The sequence below is a fragment of the Dysgonomonas sp. GY617 genome (assembly GCF_015233815.1).
In the GTDB taxonomy this organism is placed as follows: domain Bacteria; phylum Bacteroidota; class Bacteroidia; order Bacteroidales; family Dysgonomonadaceae; genus Dysgonomonas_A.
The window spans coordinates 14,759-36,350 of record NZ_JADCLR010000006.1; the positions used below are offsets into that span (position 1 = coordinate 14,759).

The following is a 21,592-nucleotide window of genomic DNA, read 5'->3' on the forward strand; positions in this document are numbered from 1 at the left end:
TTATTTTGTTACGAATACAACATTCATAAAAGAATCATAGTTTGCCTCTTCTACTATAGTATAGGATACTTTACCATCAGTGGATATGCTATTGATCTGTATTACCTGATTATCATAATAGGTGATATAATAATATAAATCGGTTGCTGATGGAAAATAAGGGATCGTGTTGGGTGCTCCTGCACTCTTAAAGAATGTCGTCTGATCGGCTCCTGTAAATTGATTCTTGTATTCAGTATATAAATCTACAGTAAAACTTCCTTCTGTTGAAGCATCAATTGCTATGGATGGCATGTAAAAAAAAGACGATTGATTGTCTTTAGCAGACAATGGAACCCACGATGGTGCGGCAGCTGTTCCTGCATTTTGATAAATACCATTAAGGTTTGTATCATAAACTAATAGACCTGAGGCAGGACTAGATATAGATAACCGCTGAGAGCTTGTCATTCGAGGAATAAGTACTCCTTGAGTAGTAGAAACAATATCTAATGCAGTACTAGCATTAGGGGTAGTGGTATTTATTCCAACTTGAGCATGACTGATGTCTATAGTCAAAAGGTGGAATAGTAATAGTAATAAAAATTTACTCGTCATCCTAATATATATAATTAATCATTCTATACAAAAGCTTCAAAACCGCAACTTTATGTAAGTTGCATAGATACAAGATTTAGTTTAATCTTTAATGTCATATACTTCAACAAACATCAAGATACTTTCTGAACACTATAGTAATCTATTTATTAAAAAAGATGGGTAATAATTATGGTATAAAATACAAAAGAGGAGGACATCTCTAGAATGCATGAAACTACAATCTGCATTTATCGAAAAATGAAATTACTTTATTTACAATGAAAAAAGTAGATGAAAAGACACTATTTGGACACAAAACTTTTGACCGTTTTCTCGCAATCTTATCTTGCAAAACCTAATTAACACTTCAATATTTTAACTCACCTCTCATACTTTATGACACAAAGATATAACTATTCTATTAAAAAACTACCACATCAAAATAGTCCAAACTCTTCATATTCTCTCTTATTAACTAAAAAACATCCTTTTAGAGTATCTAATATAGAAATTAAAAGAAATATTAACCATTTTAACAGCTCTTGCTTTGTAATAATTGTCAGATTATTCAGTTTTTATAGAATAAAGAAACTTTGAAAATGGGAATAGAAAAAGAACTTTTAGAAATAGCTCAACGAATTAGGGCTTTGTCGCAAACAGGCTTAGTATACTCTGATAATGAATACAATACCGAACGATATGAAGAGCTTGTTCATCTAAGCAATTCTATGACAGCACTTATTACTAACAATAAAGTGTCGACTATAGAAGGTTGTTTTCGGGTAGAGGACGATTATGTAACTCCTAAAGTAGATATAAGAGCAGTAGTATTTAATGACAAAGACGAAATACTACTCGTACAGGAGAGAGCCGATGGAGCATGGGCAATACCCGGTGGATGGGCTGATGTAGGATATTCTCCTAAAGAAATAGCAGTAAAGGAAGTAAAAGAGGAAACCGGGCTGAATGTTAAACCAATTCGGTTATTAGCAGTGTTGGATAAAAAATGCCATAATCACCCTCCTGCACCGCATTATGCTTATAAGATATTTATACTTTGTGAACTGATTGATGGAGAATTTACCTCAGCTTTCGACATTTTAGATAAAGGCTTTTTCAAACAAGACGAACTCCCTCCTCTTTCAGAAGAGAGAATACTGAAAAGTCAGATTAATCTGATGTTTGAATACAAAAATAATCCTGACAAAGATGCCATTGTTGATTAAAGCTTCAGCCCTATCTATATACTTTGGATAGGAGAATATATGCAGCCAGCTCGACTATTAATTATTGCATTGCAGCAATAATTATTTCTTTTGCCTCTTTTGCCTGAGGTATATTAAAGAGAGGGAAAAGATGTACCATATTCTCATATTCGTGATAAGAAAGATTTACCCCTTTTTCTAAGCAAATTTCCTTAAATTTATGGCAGTCCGGATATAAAAGATCAAGTGTACCCACAATCAAGGTCATAGGAGAAGCATCTGTATATTCGCCATATATAGGGCTAACCAGAGGATTCTGTAAATCGCCCATAGAATATACTTGCCCTGCATATTTAAGACCTTCACAATCGAGGCTTGGATCAATAGGTTGGAGCCTCTCTATTTCGGGATTTATCATTGAAACATCCATCCAAGGGCTGATCATAATCATGTGCTCGGGTTTCCGAAGATTATACTTAGTAATCAATTGAGACAATCCCAAAACGAGACTTGCGCCTGCTGAATCTCCAACAACAAATAACCGTCCTTTATTTGAGGAAATCTCTTTGTATAAGTTTAGAATAAAGTCGTAAATCTCTATATAGTCTGACTTAGGAATTAATGGATAATCGGGTATTACAATCTTATAGCCTAAGTTATCAGCAAAATAGGTGATAATCTCCCAATGAATAAGCGACAGTCCACAAGCAAAACCTCCACCATGCAAATAGTAAATAGTATCTGTTACTACTTGATCTTTTACTGATAGTGTATAGATTTTCGAACCATCTACAATAACTGTTTCTATATCGTATTTATTAAAAAGGCGATTGGGAGGCGAAACACTATCGTAGAAAGCCCCACCTATATACATATCCGTTTCGAGATTAGCTATTAATTGTTTTGTTCCTAATTTCCACAAGGCAGCTTCAAGAGCATCACTAGTCATATCTATATTTATTTATTGAACTGCAAAAATAACAAAAGTCCGACAATAAATATTTACTGCCGGACTTCTCTCCTATTTTATTCTTATTAAATTCGATTATACTTTGCTTACTGAATTTAGTTTTTCAAGAGCTTCTTTTCTTAAATTAATATCTACTGATTTAAGAATATCCAACTGACTTGCTTTAGATACACTTGCAATAGGTGCAGTTACAGACGGACGTGCCAGTAACCAAGCCAAAGCAATTTGAGCAGGTGTTGCATTATATTCTTTTGCCACTTCATGTAAAGCGGTCAGAATATTCTGTCCTCTATCATTGATATAATTTTTCAATTGTTCTTTTCTATTACTATGTGCAATATCTTCAATTGAGTTATACTTACCTGTCAAAAAACCACTTGCCAATGAATAATAACTAACTACTCCTAAATGGTATTCTTTTACCAAATCTTCATACTTTGTCTCGTATTGATTTCTATCATACAAGTTATACTCAGGTTGCAGACATACATATTCAGGGAAATTATTCTTTCGGCTCACCTCTATTGATTCGCGAATACGGGCAGGAGTCATATTAGAGGTTGCAATATAGCGCACTTTACCCTCTTTTACCAATTGAGCATAAGCTTCCAAAGTTTCTTCAAGAGGCGTTGACAGATCATCATAATGGGTGAAATACAAATCGATATGATCCGTTTGAAGTCTTTTCAAAGATTCCTCAACTTCACTCAATATATATGCTTTCTTTAATCCTCTGTGAGTCTCCGAAATTTGAGCACCTACCTTGGTGGCAATTGTCAATTGCTTTCTTTTACCTGATTTTTTCAGCCACTTACCAATAATAGTTTCAGACTCTCCTCCTTTATTTCCGGGAACCCATGCCGAATATATATCTGCCGTATCGATAAAATCAAAGCCTGCATCAGCATATTTATCTAATATATTGAAGGATTCTTTTTCATCAGCTGTCCATCCGAAAACATTACCACCTAGAGCAAATGGTACAACTTCTAAATCTGATTTTCCTATTTTTCTCTTTAATCCCATAATATCTATATTTTTAAAGCATTATATAATATTAAAAATCAACTAATTTTAAAGAACATCACGCCAATGCTTTAAATTACTCTTGGCGGTATCCCACACCTCATCTACTCGTCCTGACAATATCAATTTTGTCATAGACTTCGCAAAGCCTGTCATTTGAGACAATTCCAATTTAGGAGGCATTGCCAACGCATTTGGATCTGTTTGCACCGAAATCAAAACAGGACCTGCAAAAGCAAATGCTTCTTTTAAAGTTTCTTCTACTTTAGAAGGCTCATTTACTCTGAACGATTGCATTCCCATAGCGGTAGCTATTGCCGCAAAATCGGGATTGAACATATCTGTTTCATAATCGGGTAAACCAGCAACTTCCATTTCGAGTTTTACCATTCCTAACGATCTGTTGTCAAAAACCACCAATTTGATAGGTAGTTTATATTGAACAATTGTAGCCAAATCGCCCATCATCATAGAAAGACCTCCATCTCCGCAAAAAGCTATCACCTGCTGATCGGGGCGAGCAAAAGCAGCACCTATTGCCATAGGCATTGCATTGGCCATAGAGCCGTGACTGAATGAGCCCAACATTTCGCGTTCGCCTGTAGCCTGCAAATAACGAGCACCCCATACGCAACACATACCTGTGTCTACTGTAAAAATAGCATCTTTGTTTGCAAGCTTATCGATTACCGTTGCCAGATACTCGGGAGCAATTGTATCTTCACTGCCCGATCTGTCGGCAGCCATCGCCAAATGTTCTTTTACTTTGGCATATACTTTAAGCTGAGTTTTCAAAAAATCGTCATTCGATTTTTCGTTAATCAAAGGAAGTAAAGCTTCCAAAGTATCTTTTACATTACCGCCCAAAGCCATATCTACTTTTGCACGACGACCAATACGTTCGGGACGTACATCTACTTGGACTATCTTACATTTTTCGGGCATAAAGGTTTGGTAAGGAAAATCTGTCCCTAATAAAATCAACAGATCTGCATCGTGCATAGCAGCGTATGCTGAAGGTAAGCCTAACAAACCGGTCATACCTACTTCGTAAGGGTTATCGTATTGAACTGCCATTTTACCCCTAAAACTATATCCCACCGGAGATTTAGTAAGCGAAGCCAATTGTACTACTTCATCATGTGCTCCCTTTGCTCCTATTCCACAATATATAGTTACTTTCTCTGTCGAATTTATCAATTCAGCCAAAGCTTTCAGTTCCGAATTATGAGGACGATATATTCCTTTTGATGGTAAAAGATTAACTGTCGTTGGACTTTCGGCTGCATTACCTGCGGCAATATCTCCAGGTAAACCCAAAACAGCAACTTCTTTTTTATGAACCGTATGCTGCAATGCAGCCTGTAACATACGAGAAAACTGAACGGGTGTTGTAGCTATTTGATTATATCCGCTACAATCGTCAAATAGTTTTATAGTATTTGTTTCCTGAAAATAAGACATTCCGAACTCCGATGTTGCACATGTAGAAGCTATTGCCAACACCGAGGCATTACTTCTATGAGCATCATATAGTCCATTTATCAAATGCACATGCCCCGGACCACTACTTCCGGCACAACATCCAATACCATTTAATTCTGCTTCTGCCAGAGCTGCATAAGCACCTACTTCTTCATGACGAACATGTACCCACTTTACTGTATCATGGGTTCTTACTGCATCATTTACTTCGTTAAGGCTATCTCCTGTTACTGCATAAATATGCTTGATACCTGCTTCGTAAATCGTTTCGATTAATTGGTCTGCTACTTTCTTTGCCATAGTTTCTATTTAAAATTTGTATCCACTATAATCTATTATAAACACTCAAAAGTAAGTTTCGGATAGTTAGTAAGCGACGATTTTAACTTTATTAACAAATCAAAGGAAAGCTTTCTTTATTAAAGAATATTACAAAATAGTTCGCTATTCTTTTAATTCAGAAATTTAGAATTTCAAAGGAATTATTATCTTTGTGAGTATTAGCTCCTTGTCTAAGAGTAAGTTTTTGACTATAAATTTAACGAAATAAATACATTAGCGACATGGCAATTAATTTAACAAAAGGACAAAGAATCGAGATCGGTTTATCTAAAGTAGGTGTTGGACTAGGATGGGATCCTAACGAAAGTACCGGATTTGATTTCGATTTGGATGCATCAGCCTTCATGGTAGGTGATAACAAAAAGCTTCCATCTGACGATTTCTTCGTATTCTATAATAATCCAAAATCACCGGATGGTGCAGTTGAGTCTTCTGGTGATGACTTAACAGGTGGTAATAGCGATGGTGATGATGAAACTATTACTGTAGATTTGACTAAGGTTGATCCTAAAATACAAGAAATAGTTTTCACTGTAACGATTCACGATTACGAAACACGTAAACAAAATTTTGGACAAGTTCGTAACTCGTTTATCCGCATATATAATGCTCAAACAAATGAAGAAATTGCCAAATACGAATTGGATGAAGATTTCTCTATTGAAACAGCTGTAGAATTTGGCCGCTTATACAAACGTAATGGCGAATGGAAATTCGAAGCAATGGGTATCGGATACAAAGGTGGTCTTGAATATTTCGTTAATAAATTTGTTTAAGGTCACAGACCTATATAAATATTTCTACAATTTAAATTAAACAAGAAATAACGATATGGCTATAAATTTAGAAAAAGGACAACGTACAGAGGTAAAGTTACCCAGATTTGTTGTAGGTCTTGGATGGGACACAAATTCTTCGAGCACAGGTGGCGATTTTGACTTGGATTGCTCTGTTTTTGTCCTTGGCGACAATAAAAAGATTCTTACTGATGATTTTTTCATTTTCTATAATAACCTAAAATCGCCAGACGGGTCGGTAGAACATACCGGAGATAACTTGACTGGTGCAGGTGATGGCGACGATGAATCAGTAAAAATAGACCTTTCTAAAATAGATTCAAAAGCAACCGAGATCTGTTTCGTTGTAACGATTCATGACGCAGAGAACCGCAAACAAAACTTTGGTCAAGTACGCAACTCTTTTGTAAGAATCTACAATCCTGAGAATAACGAGGAGCTTTTGAAATACGAATTGGAAGAAGACTTTTCGATAGAAACAGCCGTAGAATTTGGTCGTTTATATAAACGCAATGGCGAATGGAAGTTCGAAGCTGTGGGTGTAGGTCAAAAAGGTGGTCTAGCAGATTATCTACAAAAATATAACTAATACTAAATCACAAACCTATCTTGTCTCATACTGATACATAGGGATGTCATTAAATAATTAAATCCACATTAATAAAATACTACTATGGCAATTAATTTACAGAAAGGTCAACGTATAAACCTAGAGAAAAGTTCAGGCGCAAAACTTGTTCAGTTTTGTGTAGGCGTAAACTGGGGTGCTATTGAATATCAAGCCGAAGAAGGCGGTTTTCTTGGTTTTGGAAAAAAAACAGTAACTAAAACTAAGGATGTAGACTTAGATTTAAGTTGCGCTATGTATGATGAAAACGGTAACTTAGTAGACCACCTATACTCTCCATTATACAGACCCGAGCTTCTTGCTCAATTTGGTTTAAATGCAGGTAAATTAGTTTCAATTACAGGAGCTATGCGTCACACTGGAGATGATCTGGAAGGTGATAAAGGTGGTGATGACGGTCTTGATAATGAGATTATCACTGTCGATCTTTCTAAATTAGGAACTAACATTCACCGTATTTTCTTCTTTTTGAACAGTGTAGGTGAAGAAGATTTCTCACAAGTTCCTTACGCTAAAATCAGAATGTACGAAGGTACTCCTGCTAAAGTAGACAGCGTATATGCTGAATATAATGTGGTTTCTGAACCTCAATACAGAGGGAAGAAAGCTCTTATCATGGGAGAACTTTACAAGAAAGGTGATGATTGGAAATTTAATGCGATTGGTGATGCATTCGAAGATGTATTCCTTGGACAAACTATCCAACGCATCTCTCAAAACTATGCTAAATAATTTTTAAGCATAATATATTTTTATCCTTTTTGCTTTTGTGTATCTTTATCAAGATTACATTTTAGCAAAAAGGATTTTTAAGGTTTAAGACCTTTTTATTAATTTGCCAAATCATAAAATTTTGATTGACATATTTTAGAATTATACAAGCGTGTAATTTCTTGCTAAAACAATAAAATAGGTCTGTGACCTTAAAACATTACTGATATTTTAAATAATAAACATAATATGGATACTACTAATAATAACATCCCGACGCCCTCTCTTCAGAGAATAGACAATCAAGGAAATATAAATCTGGAGAAACTAGATCAAAACGAAATCAGCAGATTGTCTGAGCTAAATAAAAGCTTAGTAGTAACAGATGTAAACTCAGTTCTAAATTATGGAGCCGATTTACAATCGACCATGGAAAAATACAGTAATGACTTTCTAAGCTCGGTCAGAACATTCAACTCAGGTGAAGTTGGTACACATATCAGCGATCTTCTTACCGAACTTAACTATATAGATGTAGATGAATTAAATCAAAGTGGATTCAAAGCCTTTTTGAGCAAGATTCCTTTATTGAAAAATATGGTTGTCAACGTAAAAAGAATATTCCAGAAATACGATACCGTTATTTCTAATGTTGACAAAATATCAAATAAAATCAAAGCAGGTCGTATCAATTCTTTGAAAGACAATACTGCTTTACAAACAATGTTTGACAACAATGTTGAATACATTAAGCAAATAGAACAGCTTATTATTGCAGGACAACTTAAATTTCAAGAGCTACAAGTAAAATTGGCTGAGATGGAAGGCAACCCTGCAAACTATAAAGATTACGAGATTTCGGACCTTAGAGAATATATCATGCGTCTCGACAAACGTCTTGCCGACATGAAAATTATCCGCTACGTAATGATGCAATCGCTAGCTCAAATACGTGTCGTACAAAACAACAATACCGCTATTGCAGACAAAGCTCAATCTATTATTTCGACAACAATACCTGTTTGGAAAAATCAGTTGACTATTGCAGTCGCTTTATACCGACAAAAAGCAAATGTGGAAATGCAACGCAAGGTTGCCGAAACCACTAACACTATATTAGAAAAGAATGCCGAACTGCTTCGTCAAAATAGTATTGAAGTAGCTCGCGAAAACGAAAATACGGTAGTATCTATCGATACATTGAAGAAAACAACTCAATCGCTTATCAGCACATTAGACGAGGTGAAGAAAATACACGAAGAAGGTATGCGTAACCGACAAGTGTTAGATAAAGAATTGCAAACATTAGAAACTGAACTTAGAAAAAACGTTCAGGGAGTTCGTTAATAAGGTCTGAGACCTTGATTCATCCTTTAACAGGTATATTGCCAAAATAATTATAGAGGAAATATACCTGATAAAAGTTGAAAGCACCCCTTTTTAAATGACCGATTACAGAACCGAAATATTAGATGCTTCGGATAAAATAATTCAGAGATTATACGACCTCATTACTTTTTTTGAGGATCCTGTAATCATGAAAATTTATCTGCAAAGTCAGGTCATTCATAAACTCTTTGAAGAGAACCCCGACATTGATATTAATAAGCTCGAATTATATCATATACAGTTTACATCCACGCTTATAGACCTTCTCGAAAAAATTAGAAAGAAGAACGAACGTGTTGTAAATATGATGGAAAATGAGATAGAGCTTAATTCTGACATGATTGCAAAATTAAAACAAGCAATTACTCAAGAAGGAGGATTTGAGTCTGAAAAGTTACAACAAGCTCAACGCATCACCCGATCTATCTACAATCTGCATAAAGCATTATCATCTCAATCGTCAGAATATCCCTACACTGACAACATTAATGCTTTTAGTCTTAAATATTACAAAGATTATTTCTTTGATGCCGATCCTCAATTGTTGACTTCATTAACAACATACAATCATTCGGATGCTTATAGAAATACATTCGGTGCTATTGACAAAAAACTATTGACCGATCTTGTCAAGAAGAGCTATAAGGTTCAATTCTGTTTTGGGATAAGGATCAATAATACATTGATGGAAATTTATAAGATTTGGGGTGAAGAAAGTTATTTTTCTTTTCAACCAACTAAGAATAATTTTCTGCCTTGTGATATAAATGTATTTCCTTACAAAGAGTGGGAAAGTGAGTCATCCAAGAAAGAACGATCTATAAAGGAGTTGATGCAGAAAAACCGTCAGCTAGAAAAAGATATAAAGTTCAATCTGCGACATATAGATTCTGACATTTCATTACTTCTGGATGAAAACCTGAAAAGGATAACCGAACTCGATTTTCTGGCAGACTTAGAGAATATAGATATTCAAGCTAATACGTTAAGAACGATGATCGAAACAAAAATGATATAACGATATAATATGAGACGACTTCCTGTATATCTGCTTTTGGACACCTCAGCCTCAATGAAAGGTGAGCCTATCGAAGCCTTAATAAAAGGAATCGATACTATGATAAGGGCTCTGCGACAAAATCCGCAGGCAATAGAAAGCGTATACATAAGTATCATCACATTCAGTAATACAGCACAAGTACTAATTCCATTGACCGATTTGGGATCATTTCAGATGACCGAACTGAAAGCTACGGGACAAACCGCACTTGGTGCTGCTCTTAGATTGGTTACAGATAGAATAAATTCGGAAATCAAAAGAACGATGGAAGAAAAAGGTGACTGGAAACCTATTGTATTTATTATGACCGATGGTGTTCCAATTGACGACTGGAAGAAAGGAGCCGATTATTTTGCAACCTGCAAAACAGCATACACCGTTGCTTGTGCAGCAGGAAGTCATGCTGATACTTCCGTATTGAAGCAGATAACTCCGCATGTTATCAGCCTCGAAAAGGCAGATGAGGATAGTATGTCTCGCTTCTTTTTATGGATGTCATCTTCTATCGGAACAACCTCTGTGAGGGTCGAAAGTAACGGAGATACTCTCGGACTACCTAGTCTGGACGAATTACCTCCACCCCCACCCGATATAAATATTCTTTGAGCTCTCAGCTCTTTTTGTTGCTTTGGCAACTATAGAAGCCTGAGTTAGCTATCTTAAAAAAACTATTGCATTAAATAGTTGAAATTACTTGAAACAAACATAAAACCTAAATAGCATGAGAAGATTACCCGTTTACTTAGTTTTAGATACATCAGGATCGATGCATGGAGAGCCTATTGAAGCTCTAAAAAACGGTGTACAGGTTCTTATATCAACCTTACGTCAAGACCCATACGCATTAGAAACTGCATACTTGAGTATCATCACTTTTGATTCTTCTGTAAAACAGGTTGTGCCTTTAACCGAGTTATCGATGTTTCAGATGCCAGACCTCAAAGCAAATGGAACAACTGCTCTTGGAGAAGCTTTGAGCGTATTGGCAAAAACGGTAGATAGTGAGGTTCAAAAAACAACAGTTAAGGACAAAGGAGATTGGAAGCCATTGATTTTTTTAATGACAGATGGCGCTCCTACTGATGATTGGCAAAAAGGATTGGACGAATTCAAAAAACATAAATATGGTATGGTTATCGCCTGCGCAGCAGGACAGAATGCCAATACCTCCATATTGAAACAAATTACAGAAACAGTAGTACAATTGGATAATGCCGATAGTGGAACCATCAAGGCATTCTTCAAATGGGTATCAGCATCCATAAGTCTTGGAAGCCAGAAAATTGAATCAGGTGGACAAGAAATTTCAGGATTGAGCGAGCTTCCGCCACCTCCACCCGAAGTAAATATTGTACTATAAATTATTCATTAAAGGTCTAAGCCCTTAAGATATAAGAAATGTTATGAGAAGATTACCAGTATATTTATTATTAGATACTTCGGGATCGATGAAAGGCGAGCCCATCGAGTCCGTAAAAGTAGGATTAGAATCTATGGTTTCGAGTCTTAGACAAGATCCGTTTGCTCTTGAATCCGTTTTCATAAGTATTATTACTTTCGATAGAGAAGTAAAACAGATACTACCTCTTACTGAACTCGAAAACCTGCAATTACCCGAAATAGTTACTCCCGAATCGGGACCCACTCATTTAGGGGAAGCCTTAGAAGTATTATGCAAAAAGGTCGACTCGGAAGTAAAACTAAGCACTTCTGATGAAAAAGGAGACTGGATGCCTTTGCTCTTCATTATGACTGACGGTAAACCTTCTGATCTACAAAAATATAATCAGATGATACCCGAAGTTAAGAAACGTAACTTTGCAAGTATCATAGCATGTGCAGCAGGTGTAAAAGCTGATACTAAACCATTATTAGCTCTCACTAATCAAGTATATTCTTTGGATACTACTGACAGTTCAACATTCCGTCAATTCTTCAAGTGGGTATCGGCATCAGTAAGCGTAGGGAACAGAAGTGTAGGTACAAGCAATGATATTGCACTACCTCCTCCCCCTCCCGAAATTCATACAGTTATTTAAGGTTATACCCTTTTAATTTTGAAGATTCTATTCACAACACACCTATGAGACGACTACCTATATACTTTTTAATTGATGTTTCTGAATCTATGATTGGGGAACCGCTTCAACATGTACAATCGGGAATGGAAGCCATCATAAAAGAACTTCGTACCGACCCTTATGCACTCGAAACTGTTTGTGTCTCCATTATAGCTTTTGCTGGTAAAGCTAAAAAGCTAAATTCGATGGAGGAATTATATAATTTCTACCCTCCCAAGTTACCTATTGGCGGAGGTACCTCTTTAGGTAATGCGATGAACTTCCTGATGAATGACATCGACGTTTCTGTAAAGAGAACAACATTGGAAGCCAAAGGAGACTGGAAACCCATAATCTTTCTATTTACCGATGGAGCCCCAACTGATTTAACTGATACTGCTTTTAGCAGATGGGGTGAAAAGTATCGCAAAGGAGCAAATATGATTGCTATTTCTATTGGCGACAATATGGATACAAGCATATTAACCCAAATAACAGATAATGTACTTAAACTGAAAGATACTGACGAGGTATCATTTAAGGCTTTCTTTAAATGGGTAACAGCTTCTATCAAAATAACAAGTATGAGCATTAGCGACTTGAGTAGCGATGATTTGAAACTAGCACCTTTCTCAGAAGATATACTCAGCAAGATAGAAATGGAAATGAGCGCTCCAATAAAAGTGGATGAAAATTTCGCGGTCATTCTAGGGAAATGTCAAACAACTTCTCAACCCTATCTCTTGAAATATCAAAAACGAATAGGCTCTAACGATTTCTCTCATTTTACAAGAGTAGGAGGTCATAAATTCAAATTTGTAGGAGCCTACCCTATTGACAATTCGTACTTCGATATGATAGACGGATACGCTAACGGTAACTTAAGCGGAAGCAAAATAAATACAGATGAACTTGTAGGATTTCCATCCTGCCCTTGTTGCAGTAACCAGATTGCCATTGGTCTTTGCATGTGTGGGAGCATTATGTGCGTAGGTGACGAGCCTATGAGCCATTGCCCTTGGTGTGGCATTCAAGTGTCGTTTAAAGGCTCGAACGGAGGTATGGATATAGGACGTACACGAGGATAAGAAATCCTTAACATGATTCCACTGGAAAATGTGGTAAAATTTGAGACAATATGGATTTTGAAAAGATCATAGCTTATCTGAACATTCAGCCCGAAGATAAAGAGAAACTCGCTGAGTTTTTTGAAAGGGAAGAAATCAGAGAATTTCTTTTACAAGAATGGGAAGTGTTCCTAAAAACAGACTGTTCGCCGGTAGAGGAAGATATTATTAATAATGAAAACTGTATTTCAGATAACCCTGATAACGATATAAATATGGCGATGATACCCAACATTCCCGAAGATGAGGAAACAAAAGCTCGTCAAACGGTAAATAATCAATACACAGATTCAAAAGACAATGATCTTGACCGAAAGTTGAAAAGCAAGCATATACAACTACAAAACGGGAAAGTGAATCAAGCTTATCAATGTTTATTCGACATTACCGTTTTCGATATTGCAGATATTGGCGATTTTGAATTAGTAGGATTACAAGAAATAGGATTGAAATTTAATCCTTTAACCGATCTTATCGAGGGAATACCCAATAAGGCAGGAGATCATCGCATTATACTAAAATGTAAACGTAGTGAATGGGATGAAGGCGATCCTATTTTTGAGCGTCCAATCACACTTATTATCAATCCCGATCCCCGTTCATTATGGAATAATATCCCTACTCCAACCAATATCGAATATTACAAGCCCGACTCAGATTGTAAATATGTAAAGGTCGAAAAGACAAAAGGAATTTTTGGCTTAGGAAAGAAGGAGCAGAAAGATATTGTTGCAGCAAGCCAACGAGGACGATCGCACGCTCACGAAGGCACACCTCGCGATGATGATTTCAGCATTACACATCAAGACGAAGAAGGATGGTACATAATAACTGTTGCAGACGGTGCAGGTTCTGCCAAGTATTCGCGACAAGGCTCACTTATTGCATGCCAAACGGTATCGGATATATGCAATACTCAATTCTGCAAATACAATAAAGAGGTTGATGAGCTGATCAAGGATTTTGAAAAAGACAGCTCCGATGTTAAGCGAAAAAAACTAGGAGATGCTCTATATAATATTATAGGTTCGGCTGTTTTCAAAGCATACAAGAATATAGAAAAAGAGGCTCAAGACAAAGAGAATCAATTAAAGGATTATGCGACCACTTTACTTGTGACTGTTTCTAAAAAATTTAAGTTTGGATGGTTCGTTGCTGCTTTTTGGGTAGGTGATGGAGGTATTGGCATCTACAATAAAGAAACTCAATACCTGAAAATTATGGGAGAACCCGATGGAGGCGAATTTGCAGGTCAAACCCGTTTTCTTACCATGCCCGAAATAATGCAACCAACTGAAATATATAAACGTCTCCGCTTCGAAATTGTAGAAGATTTCACGGCATTGATACTTATGTCAGATGGCATTACCGATCCCAAATTTGAGACAGATGCCAACTTAAACCGAATAGAAAAATGGAATAAGCTTTGGGAGGATATTACCTCCTCTGTTGATCTGACTGACGACAACGAAAATTCGGCAGAGCAATTATTACAATGGTTAGATTTCTGGTCACAAGGTAATCACGATGACAGAACGATAGCAATACTTTACTAATAATGAGCGATAAAATCATAACAATAAAAGCAACTGACGGTTCTACCGTTCAGTTTGTTGATAAAATAATAGGTTCGGGAGGAATGAAAGATGTTTATTTCAGTCCCGACAAGTCGTATGTAGTTGGTTTTTTCAGAGACAAGCAAGACTTCAACGCTAAAGATCGATTACAGAATATAACAGGCATCTATCGCGAACGCATCTTCCAACAAGAAGGTGGCGATTATTGGCAGGACTTATATTGCTGGCCTACAAAAATTGTTGAACACAACGGAAAATTAGGGTTGGTTTGTCCCACCTATCAACCTTGTTTCTTTTTTAAATATGGCTCGGTAAACAATGACTTCTTAGGAATAAAAGGTCGCGAAAAAGAAGGTAAATGGTTTGCTTCGGCAAAAAATCAAAATAGATTCTTAGCTCCTGAAGAAAGAGGCGATTGGTTTAAATACTTGCAAATCTGTATTCGCATTAGCAGAGCTGTTAAGCGCATGCACTCGGCAGGATTGGCTCACTCCGATCTTTCATATAAAAACGTTTTGGTAGACCCTACATCAGGTAGGGCAGCCATTATTGATATTGATGGTCTTGTAGTTCCCGGAAAATTTCCGCCCGATGTATTGGGTACACCCGATTTCATTGCTCCTGAGGTAATAGCAACTAAGCATCTTAAAATAGATGACCCTAATCGCAAACTGCCAAGCATCACCACAGACAGGCATGCACTTGCAGTAATGGTGTATATGTATTTACTATATCGCCACCCTTTGCGAGGAGGAAAAGTGCACGATTTGGATTCGGGCAAAGATGAAGAGTTATCGATGGGTGAAAAAGCTTTGTTTATTGAGCATCCGACAGACGATTCTAACAGAGTTAAATCTGCTCAATTACAAGCAAGCCAACTGCCACAAGCCGACCCCACCAAAATACCTTACACGGTATGTGGTCCTTATTTAAAAGAACTATTTGACAGAGCCTTTATAGATGGGCTGCATAACCCTCAAGCACGCCCCACAGCCAACGAATGGGAGGATGCTTTACTTAAAACAGTAGACCTCTTGCAGCCTTGTCAGAACTCTAAATGCTGGCACAAATGGTTCGTATTCGACAACAGCCGAAAGCCTAAATGCCCATTTTGTGGAACTGATTATAAAGGACAATTACCAGTCCTCAACCTATATTCATCACGCCACGAGGGGACATTCACCCCTGATAATTACCGCTTGATGGTCTATAATAACCAATACCTCTATATGTGGCACGTTAATAGAAATATCTGGCCAAATGAAAAATTGACAGACGATCAGAAAAAGCCCGTAGCTTACTTTGTTTTTCATCAAAACAAATGGTTACTCATAAACCAACGTTTAAACGATCTCGAAGACAAAACCGAGGGCAAAAAGATAGATATTGGAGAAGCCGTAGAGTTAACCGACAATAAACAAATACTCCTTTCGAAAGAGAACGGAGGGCGATTGATTGTCGTACAAATGGTAAACAACTAATGAATATAAAAAATATTTCGTTCGACCTTTGGATGACACTTATCAGATCTCATCCAGAATTCAAACTAAAGCGTGCCGAGCTTATTTCAGATACATTCAACATAAAGACTATATCGCCAAAAGAGATAGGTGGTTTTATACGTTCTGTTGACAATGTTTTTGATCGTTATAATATGATTAGCGGAAAAAAATTGTCAGCAAATAAGATGTATAAGGAGCTTCTACAAAGATTGGTTCCCAAAAGTGAAGAAGTTACCCTAGAGGCGGCAATAAAGCTAAGAGAGCAAGCTGATACTTTGTTTTTAGAGTATCGCCCAGTATTTATGAATGACAATATTCCTCAAATACTTTCACAGCTCAACAATGATGGATATATATTAAACCTATCAAGCAATACGGGTTTTATTGAAGGTGAGACTCTTCGAATGACATTAGCTGATCTTGGTATTATTGAATACTTCGATTTTCTGATTTTCTCGGACGAAATAGATGCATCTAAGCCTTCATCTCATTTTTTCCAACATGTGTACAATCATATCAATGCATCCAAAGAAGAAGTTTTACATATTGGGGATAATCCCAAAGCCGACTATCAAGGAGCAAAAAACTTCGGATTTAATGCCTTACTAATTACAGATCCTAATTATACGATTAATGACATCAGAACAAAATTATAAGGGCAACATTACTCATTTTAGTGGATTTCTAATTGAAAATGAAAATCAATTTGGTTTCTCTCCCGACGATTACTCCAAATTTAAATACGGGGCAATCAATATTGCTAAAGAATTTGGTTACCTCTTAGCTGAACGATTCATTGAAAACTGTTTCAAGGATCATTACGATGGTAAACAGATTGTAGTTTTACCTAGCGCATATTCGTATATTCCGACAGCCTCTTTTTTTATGAAAGTTTTTTTTGTGGAGAAGCTAAATCTGTTCCTGTATAAAAACGGATACCCGATCGTACAAGAGACTAAAATAAATAGAACAGTTACTTATCGTGAAGACTATGGCGAAATGTCGGCAGAAGATCGCTACAACTTAATCAGTGGAGATAGTTTTCATATAGATAAAGAATATATTAAAAATAAGCAGCTACTATTTCTTGATGATATAAAAATAACGGGTACACATGAACGTATTATCCTTAAAATGCTGAATGATGCACAGATATCTAACGATTGCTACATGCTGTATTTTGCAGAATTAATTAATTCAAATATTTCTCCAAAATTCGAGAACTATTTGAACAACTATTTTGTTAAAGACTTGGAGAAAGTTGACTGGATCATTAAAAATGAAAAATTCGTATTCAACACTCGAGTTGTTAAATACATATTGAATGCAGATTCGGACAAATTTGAGACATTCATCAGCAGGCAAACACCTGATTTCAAAAGAGATATATTGCATAACGCAATAGGAAATGAATATTTTAAATTTGAAAGCTACCTGAAGAACATCAATATGTTAATCAAATTTAGCTAAACACCTAATTAATTACGTATTAGAAAAAATTGGTTCCTGAATTTAACGGAAATTAATTTAATTAAAAAAGGATTAATCTCTGTTCTTTCTTCATTTATGCCGATTTTATTTTTAATTTTGCAGCAACTAGGAGATTCAAAATATAACTTATAATAAAAAAACAAAAAATGGCAAGCAGAACGTCCTATAATTATCAGAAGGAGTTATTAGTAAAACTGAAAGAAACTTTAGAAGTATTTAGAGAAGACATGTCAAATGTTGCTAGAAACTATAAGAACTCAGTACAAAATCTTCACGATAAAGAGGGTTTAATGGATGAAACATATGATGAGTACTACATCAATTATTTGAATCCTACGGTTGAAATTCTTAATAGCATACTTGAACGTATAGATACTGAAGACGTAGCATTTATAGAGAAAGAAATCAACTTCTTATCTAGCAGATAATATAATTAAATGATTATGGACGAGTCCAAATTGTGTGATAACATTAGGAATAACCTGAAAGCAAAGGGAATAAACATATCTGAAAAAGATGTGCATAATCTCTATGTCTCTACCCTGTCAAATATGTACGCCATACTTGATGAAGGACAGACTATTGAGGTTCCTGATTTCGGCTCATTTTGGAGAAAAAAGACGGAACCTACATCGGTGACGTTCTTTAAACCTATCGAAAGGCTTCTTGAGCGTATAAATACCAAAAGGAAATGAATAAGCAGACAGATCAATTGGAATTAAATCGAATTATTGCTCAGCAAACTCTATTAGATGAGAGTGTTGTGGAGGCATTTATCAGTCAGCTATTCATCGAAATAGAAAAATCTATTATAGTAGATTCTCATATAAAAGTTGATGGATTGGGGATTTTCAGAATAATAAAGAGTGGTGACTCTCACCGCATTTTATATCTGGGAAGCAATACTCCCATAGATAACTCTATAGATTTATCTCACATCAGCAGAGAAGCTGAAAACAGATACTCCGATACCCGAGGAACAGATACTGAGTTAGAACCAACATCTTCTCTTGAAGAGAACATCATGACAGAAGAGAAGGAAGTTGAGAGTAAAGTTTCAATTCCACAAGATCCACAGGATGAGGCTGACGCTATTGTTATCAGAAATTTCCTCGATTCTGAGAGAAATACAAATAGAAACAGAGTAGTTACCCCAACTAATCATCGTAAATCGAACTTAGTTAAGACCTGTATCATCACCTTAATTATCTTAGCTGTATTAGGAATTGGCTACATCATTCTCTCTGGTTCTTCAATTAAACCTAAAGAGAAGGTTATGAACAATATAACCTTCAAAGAGATGGATAATACTGATACGATTAATTACAGCCGAATAATAATCCCTGAATCTGATGTATCACTACAATATATTGCAAGAACGTATTACGGCAATGATATCTATTGGCCTTATATCTTTGAAGCGAATAAAAATATTGTAAACAATCAGTTCATAATACAAGCAGGATCTATTACTAAAATTCCTAAAATCGCAGTAGATCTTGTAGATCTACATAATGGCAATGAGGCATCTACAGTTCAAGCCCTTGGTGATGAAATTTATAAAAGCATTCGATGATCGAACAGTTTATATTTCATTCATAATTTAAATTTCACAAGCAAAGATGGGAAAATCTGGCAAATCGAGAAGGAAGAAAAGAACAAATTCAAACACAAAACATATATTTATACTATTTGTTGTTTTGTGTGTTCTGGCAGGAGGTTATTATTATTTAAAGATATATTCTCACGAGGAAGCGGTGGTAAACCCTACACTTGACGAAACGGCTCAATATAGTATCTTAGAGAATAGCGACTCTAGCAAATATATGGCTATAATTATATACAGAGACAATGTAAGTATAAATAGTATCTCCTCTACTTTTTATAAAAGTGAAATCTTCTGGCCTTACATATATATAGAAAACAAAGATGTAATAGTAAATCCCCTAAATATGGGTAGAGATGTAGTGCTTAGAATACCACGTCTTTCCGATGAATTACTTAATACTAATGATACTGCCAGCGTTAGGATAACTAAAGATCTTGCTGACAGCATCCTTAATAGTGTTATAGAACCAATTTAAGACAATCTTCGACGCTCAACAATTGTTGATCTCCTGATTGCATATTTTTGAGTGTTAGCTTTTGTTCTCTCATTTCATCCTCCCCTACAATAATTACATAAGGAATTTTATTTGAATCTGCATAAGACATTTGTTTCTTCATCTTTGCAGCTTCAGGATAAATTTCAGCCGCAATACCGTTTTGTCTGAACTTCCCTATAATAGGCAAGATATAATCTTCTTCAGCAGCACCAAAATTAACGAACAATACCTTCGTACTTGTTGTAGAATCTTCGGGATAGAGCTCTAATTGATTCAGTACATCAAAAATTCTATCTGCACCAAACGAGATACCAACTCCCGATACATTAGGTAAACCAAAAATACCTGTTAGATTGTCATAGCGACCACCACCGGTAATACTACCTATCTGAACATCCAAAGCCTTTACTTCGATAATAGCGCCTGTATAATAATTCAAACCTCGAGCTAGAGTCAAATCTAACTCTACTTCTGAACGAATATTAAGTAGCTTGATTTTATTCAAGATAAACTCAATCTCTTCAACACCCTTTAGTCCTATTTCTGAAGCTGACAAACTGTTTTTTAAAGTCACAAGCTTAGAAACATTATCTCCTTCTAAAAGAATTATCGGCTGTAATTTCTCTATTGCTTCGGCAGATATACCTTTAGACTGTAATTCTTCATTTACCTTTTCCAAGCCAATTTTATCAAGCTTATCAATAGCAACTGTAATATCTACAATCTTTTCTGGTTCACCAATTATCTCAGCAATACCCGATAGTATCTTACGATTATTTATTTTAGTGCAAACCCTTATTTTAAGACGGTTAAAAACTTCATCTATTATTTGGATTAGCTCTACTTCATTGATCAGTGAATCAGAACCTACCACATCAGCATCGCATTGGAAAAACTCGCGGTAACGCCCTTTTTGAGGACGGTCGGCACGCCATACCGGCTGTATCTGATAACGTTTGAAAGGAAATGTTATTTCATTACGATGCATCACCACATAACGGGCAAAAGGTACTGTAAGATCGTAACGTAATCCTTTTTCCGATATTTTAGTAGTCAGGCGATTCGAGTTTTTGGCAATCAGCTCGTCTTCAGATATACCTGACAAATAATCTCCTGAATTTAAAATCTTAAACAGTAGCTTATCTCCTTCTTCACCGTATTTACCCATCAAAGTAGAAAGGCTTTCCATTGCAGGAGTTTCTATTTGTTTATATCCAAACAGTTTATATACTTCTCGTATTGTATCGAAGATGTAGTTTCTCTTAGCCATCTCTTCAGGAGAGAAATCTCTTGTTCCTTTAACTATAGAAGGTTTTTGCATCAATTTCATTAATTAAGTTAGCTTTAATAGCTATACACATACATATGTATAAAGCTATTTATGCAAAGGTATATAAAAAGATATAATCTTAGAATAGTTTTATTAGAGGGAGAGTACTAAAATCCACACTAATATATGAAAAGTAACAGATGAGAGACAAATAAGGTTATAAAGGCAAAGATATGCTCATTTCAGTAGACTTTTACTTTCCATTCAG

23 protein-coding genes are annotated in these 21,592 nt (G+C 35.9%); 18 read left to right on the forward strand and 5 right to left on the reverse strand.

Translation table 11 applies throughout. The features are described from left to right. The gene (locus IR022_RS06390; protein WP_050708878.1) at positions 1 to 597 is read right to left on the reverse strand and encodes a hypothetical protein; all 597 of its coding nucleotides are present in this window, start codon (positions 595 to 597) and stop codon (positions 1 to 3) included. A gap of 581 nt (positions 598 to 1,178) precedes the next feature. Here IR022_RS06390 and IR022_RS06395 point away from each other — a divergent pair. Next, complete coding sequence (locus tag IR022_RS06395) at positions 1,179 to 1,805, forward strand: NUDIX hydrolase (RefSeq protein ID WP_194203089.1); 627 nt, start codon at positions 1,179 to 1,181, stop codon at positions 1,803 to 1,805. A gap of 61 nt (positions 1,806 to 1,866) precedes the next feature. On the opposite strand, the gene IR022_RS06400 is transcribed toward IR022_RS06395, so the two are convergent. From IR022_RS06400 to IR022_RS06410, 3 genes are all read right to left on the reverse strand, one after another. Continuing rightward, positions 1,867 to 2,733 (reverse strand): alpha/beta hydrolase, encoded by an 867-nt coding sequence (locus IR022_RS06400; protein ID WP_194203090.1) that lies wholly within the window; start codon positions 2,731 to 2,733, stop codon positions 1,867 to 1,869. Between the two features lie 96 nt (positions 2,734 to 2,829). Next, the gene (locus IR022_RS06405; RefSeq protein WP_194203091.1) at positions 2,830 to 3,780 is read right to left on the reverse strand and encodes an aldo/keto reductase; all 951 of its coding nucleotides are present in this window, start codon (positions 3,778 to 3,780) and stop codon (positions 2,830 to 2,832) included. Positions 3,781 to 3,828: 48 nt separating this feature from the next. Then, complete coding sequence (locus IR022_RS06410; protein ID WP_194203092.1) at positions 3,829 to 5,565, reverse strand: thiamine pyrophosphate-dependent enzyme; 1,737 nt, start codon at positions 5,563 to 5,565, stop codon at positions 3,829 to 3,831. A 263-nt stretch (positions 5,566 to 5,828) separates the two neighbouring features. Between IR022_RS06410 and IR022_RS06415 the strand changes: the two genes are divergently transcribed. The 17 genes from IR022_RS06415 to IR022_RS06495 all read left to right on the forward strand — a co-directional run bounded on the left by IR022_RS06415 (position 5,829) and on the right by IR022_RS06495 (position 20,033). Next, complete coding sequence (locus IR022_RS06415; RefSeq protein WP_050708883.1) at positions 5,829 to 6,383, forward strand: TerD family protein; 555 nt, start codon at positions 5,829 to 5,831, stop codon at positions 6,381 to 6,383. Positions 6,384 to 6,438: 55 nt separating this feature from the next. Beyond that, positions 6,439 to 6,993: a TerD family protein gene (locus tag IR022_RS06420; RefSeq protein ID WP_050708884.1), complete on the forward strand. Its 555-nt coding sequence runs from the start codon at positions 6,439 to 6,441 to the stop codon at positions 6,991 to 6,993. A gap of 84 nt (positions 6,994 to 7,077) precedes the next feature. Then, entirely contained in the window at positions 7,078 to 7,764 is a 687-nt protein-coding gene (locus IR022_RS06425) for a TerD family protein (RefSeq protein WP_050708885.1), read from the forward strand. A gap of 228 nt (positions 7,765 to 7,992) precedes the next feature. Continuing rightward, on the forward strand, positions 7,993 to 9,090 hold the full coding sequence (locus tag IR022_RS06430; RefSeq protein ID WP_194203093.1) for a toxic anion resistance protein: 1,098 nt from the start codon (positions 7,993 to 7,995) through the stop codon (positions 9,088 to 9,090). Positions 9,091 to 9,187: 97 nt separating this feature from the next. Then, positions 9,188 to 10,150: a hypothetical protein gene (locus IR022_RS06435; protein ID WP_194203094.1), complete on the forward strand. Its 963-nt coding sequence runs from the start codon at positions 9,188 to 9,190 to the stop codon at positions 10,148 to 10,150. Between the two features lie 9 nt (positions 10,151 to 10,159). After that, on the forward strand, positions 10,160 to 10,798 hold the full coding sequence (locus IR022_RS06440; protein WP_194203095.1) for a vWA domain-containing protein: 639 nt from the start codon (positions 10,160 to 10,162) through the stop codon (positions 10,796 to 10,798). A 115-nt stretch (positions 10,799 to 10,913) separates the two neighbouring features. Continuing rightward, a complete protein-coding gene (locus IR022_RS06445) occupies positions 10,914 to 11,552 on the forward strand; it encodes a vWA domain-containing protein (protein WP_194203096.1) in 639 nt (212 codons plus the stop codon). Positions 11,553 to 11,595: 43 nt separating this feature from the next. Beyond that, positions 11,596 to 12,231: a vWA domain-containing protein gene (locus tag IR022_RS06450; protein WP_194203097.1), complete on the forward strand. Its 636-nt coding sequence runs from the start codon at positions 11,596 to 11,598 to the stop codon at positions 12,229 to 12,231. Between the two features lie 44 nt (positions 12,232 to 12,275). Then, entirely contained in the window at positions 12,276 to 13,340 is a 1,065-nt protein-coding gene (locus tag IR022_RS06455; protein ID WP_194203098.1) for a TerY-C metal binding domain-containing protein, read from the forward strand. Positions 13,341 to 13,390: 50 nt separating this feature from the next. After that, the gene (locus IR022_RS06460) at positions 13,391 to 14,935 is read left to right on the forward strand and encodes a PP2C family serine/threonine-protein phosphatase (protein ID WP_194203099.1); all 1,545 of its coding nucleotides are present in this window, start codon (positions 13,391 to 13,393) and stop codon (positions 14,933 to 14,935) included. Positions 14,936 to 14,937: 2 nt separating this feature from the next. After that, complete coding sequence (locus IR022_RS06465; RefSeq protein WP_194203100.1) at positions 14,938 to 16,437, forward strand: helix-hairpin-helix domain-containing protein; 1,500 nt, start codon at positions 14,938 to 14,940, stop codon at positions 16,435 to 16,437. Next, entirely contained in the window at positions 16,437 to 17,114 is a 678-nt protein-coding gene (locus IR022_RS06470; protein WP_194203101.1) for an HAD family hydrolase, read from the forward strand. The genes IR022_RS06465 and IR022_RS06470 overlap by 1 nt, the downstream gene beginning before the upstream one ends. Further along, positions 17,092 to 17,928: a phosphoribosyltransferase family protein gene (locus tag IR022_RS06475; RefSeq protein WP_194203102.1), complete on the forward strand. Its 837-nt coding sequence runs from the start codon at positions 17,092 to 17,094 to the stop codon at positions 17,926 to 17,928. Before IR022_RS06470 ends, IR022_RS06475 begins: the two co-directional genes overlap by 23 nt. A gap of 167 nt (positions 17,929 to 18,095) precedes the next feature. Then, the gene (locus tag IR022_RS06480) at positions 18,096 to 18,377 is read left to right on the forward strand and encodes a hypothetical protein (RefSeq protein WP_050708896.1); all 282 of its coding nucleotides are present in this window, start codon (positions 18,096 to 18,098) and stop codon (positions 18,375 to 18,377) included. 15 nt (positions 18,378 to 18,392) lie between these two features. Continuing rightward, entirely contained in the window at positions 18,393 to 18,644 is a 252-nt protein-coding gene (locus IR022_RS06485; RefSeq protein WP_194203103.1) for an HU family DNA-binding protein, read from the forward strand. Then, positions 18,641 to 19,525 (forward strand): LysM peptidoglycan-binding domain-containing protein, encoded by an 885-nt coding sequence (locus tag IR022_RS06490; RefSeq protein ID WP_050708898.1) that lies wholly within the window; start codon positions 18,641 to 18,643, stop codon positions 19,523 to 19,525. The genes IR022_RS06485 and IR022_RS06490 overlap by 4 nt, the downstream gene beginning before the upstream one ends. A 46-nt stretch (positions 19,526 to 19,571) precedes the next feature. After that, positions 19,572 to 20,033, forward strand: coding sequence for a hypothetical protein (locus IR022_RS06495; RefSeq protein WP_194203104.1), 462 nt, complete (start codon positions 19,572 to 19,574; stop codon positions 20,031 to 20,033). Here IR022_RS06495 and hisS read toward each other — a convergent pair. Then, the gene (gene hisS / locus IR022_RS06500) at positions 20,017 to 21,375 is read right to left on the reverse strand and encodes a histidine--tRNA ligase (RefSeq protein WP_194203105.1); all 1,359 of its coding nucleotides are present in this window, start codon (positions 21,373 to 21,375) and stop codon (positions 20,017 to 20,019) included. The genes IR022_RS06495 and hisS overlap by 17 nt on opposite strands. Positions 21,376 to 21,592 lie beyond the last annotated feature (217 nt).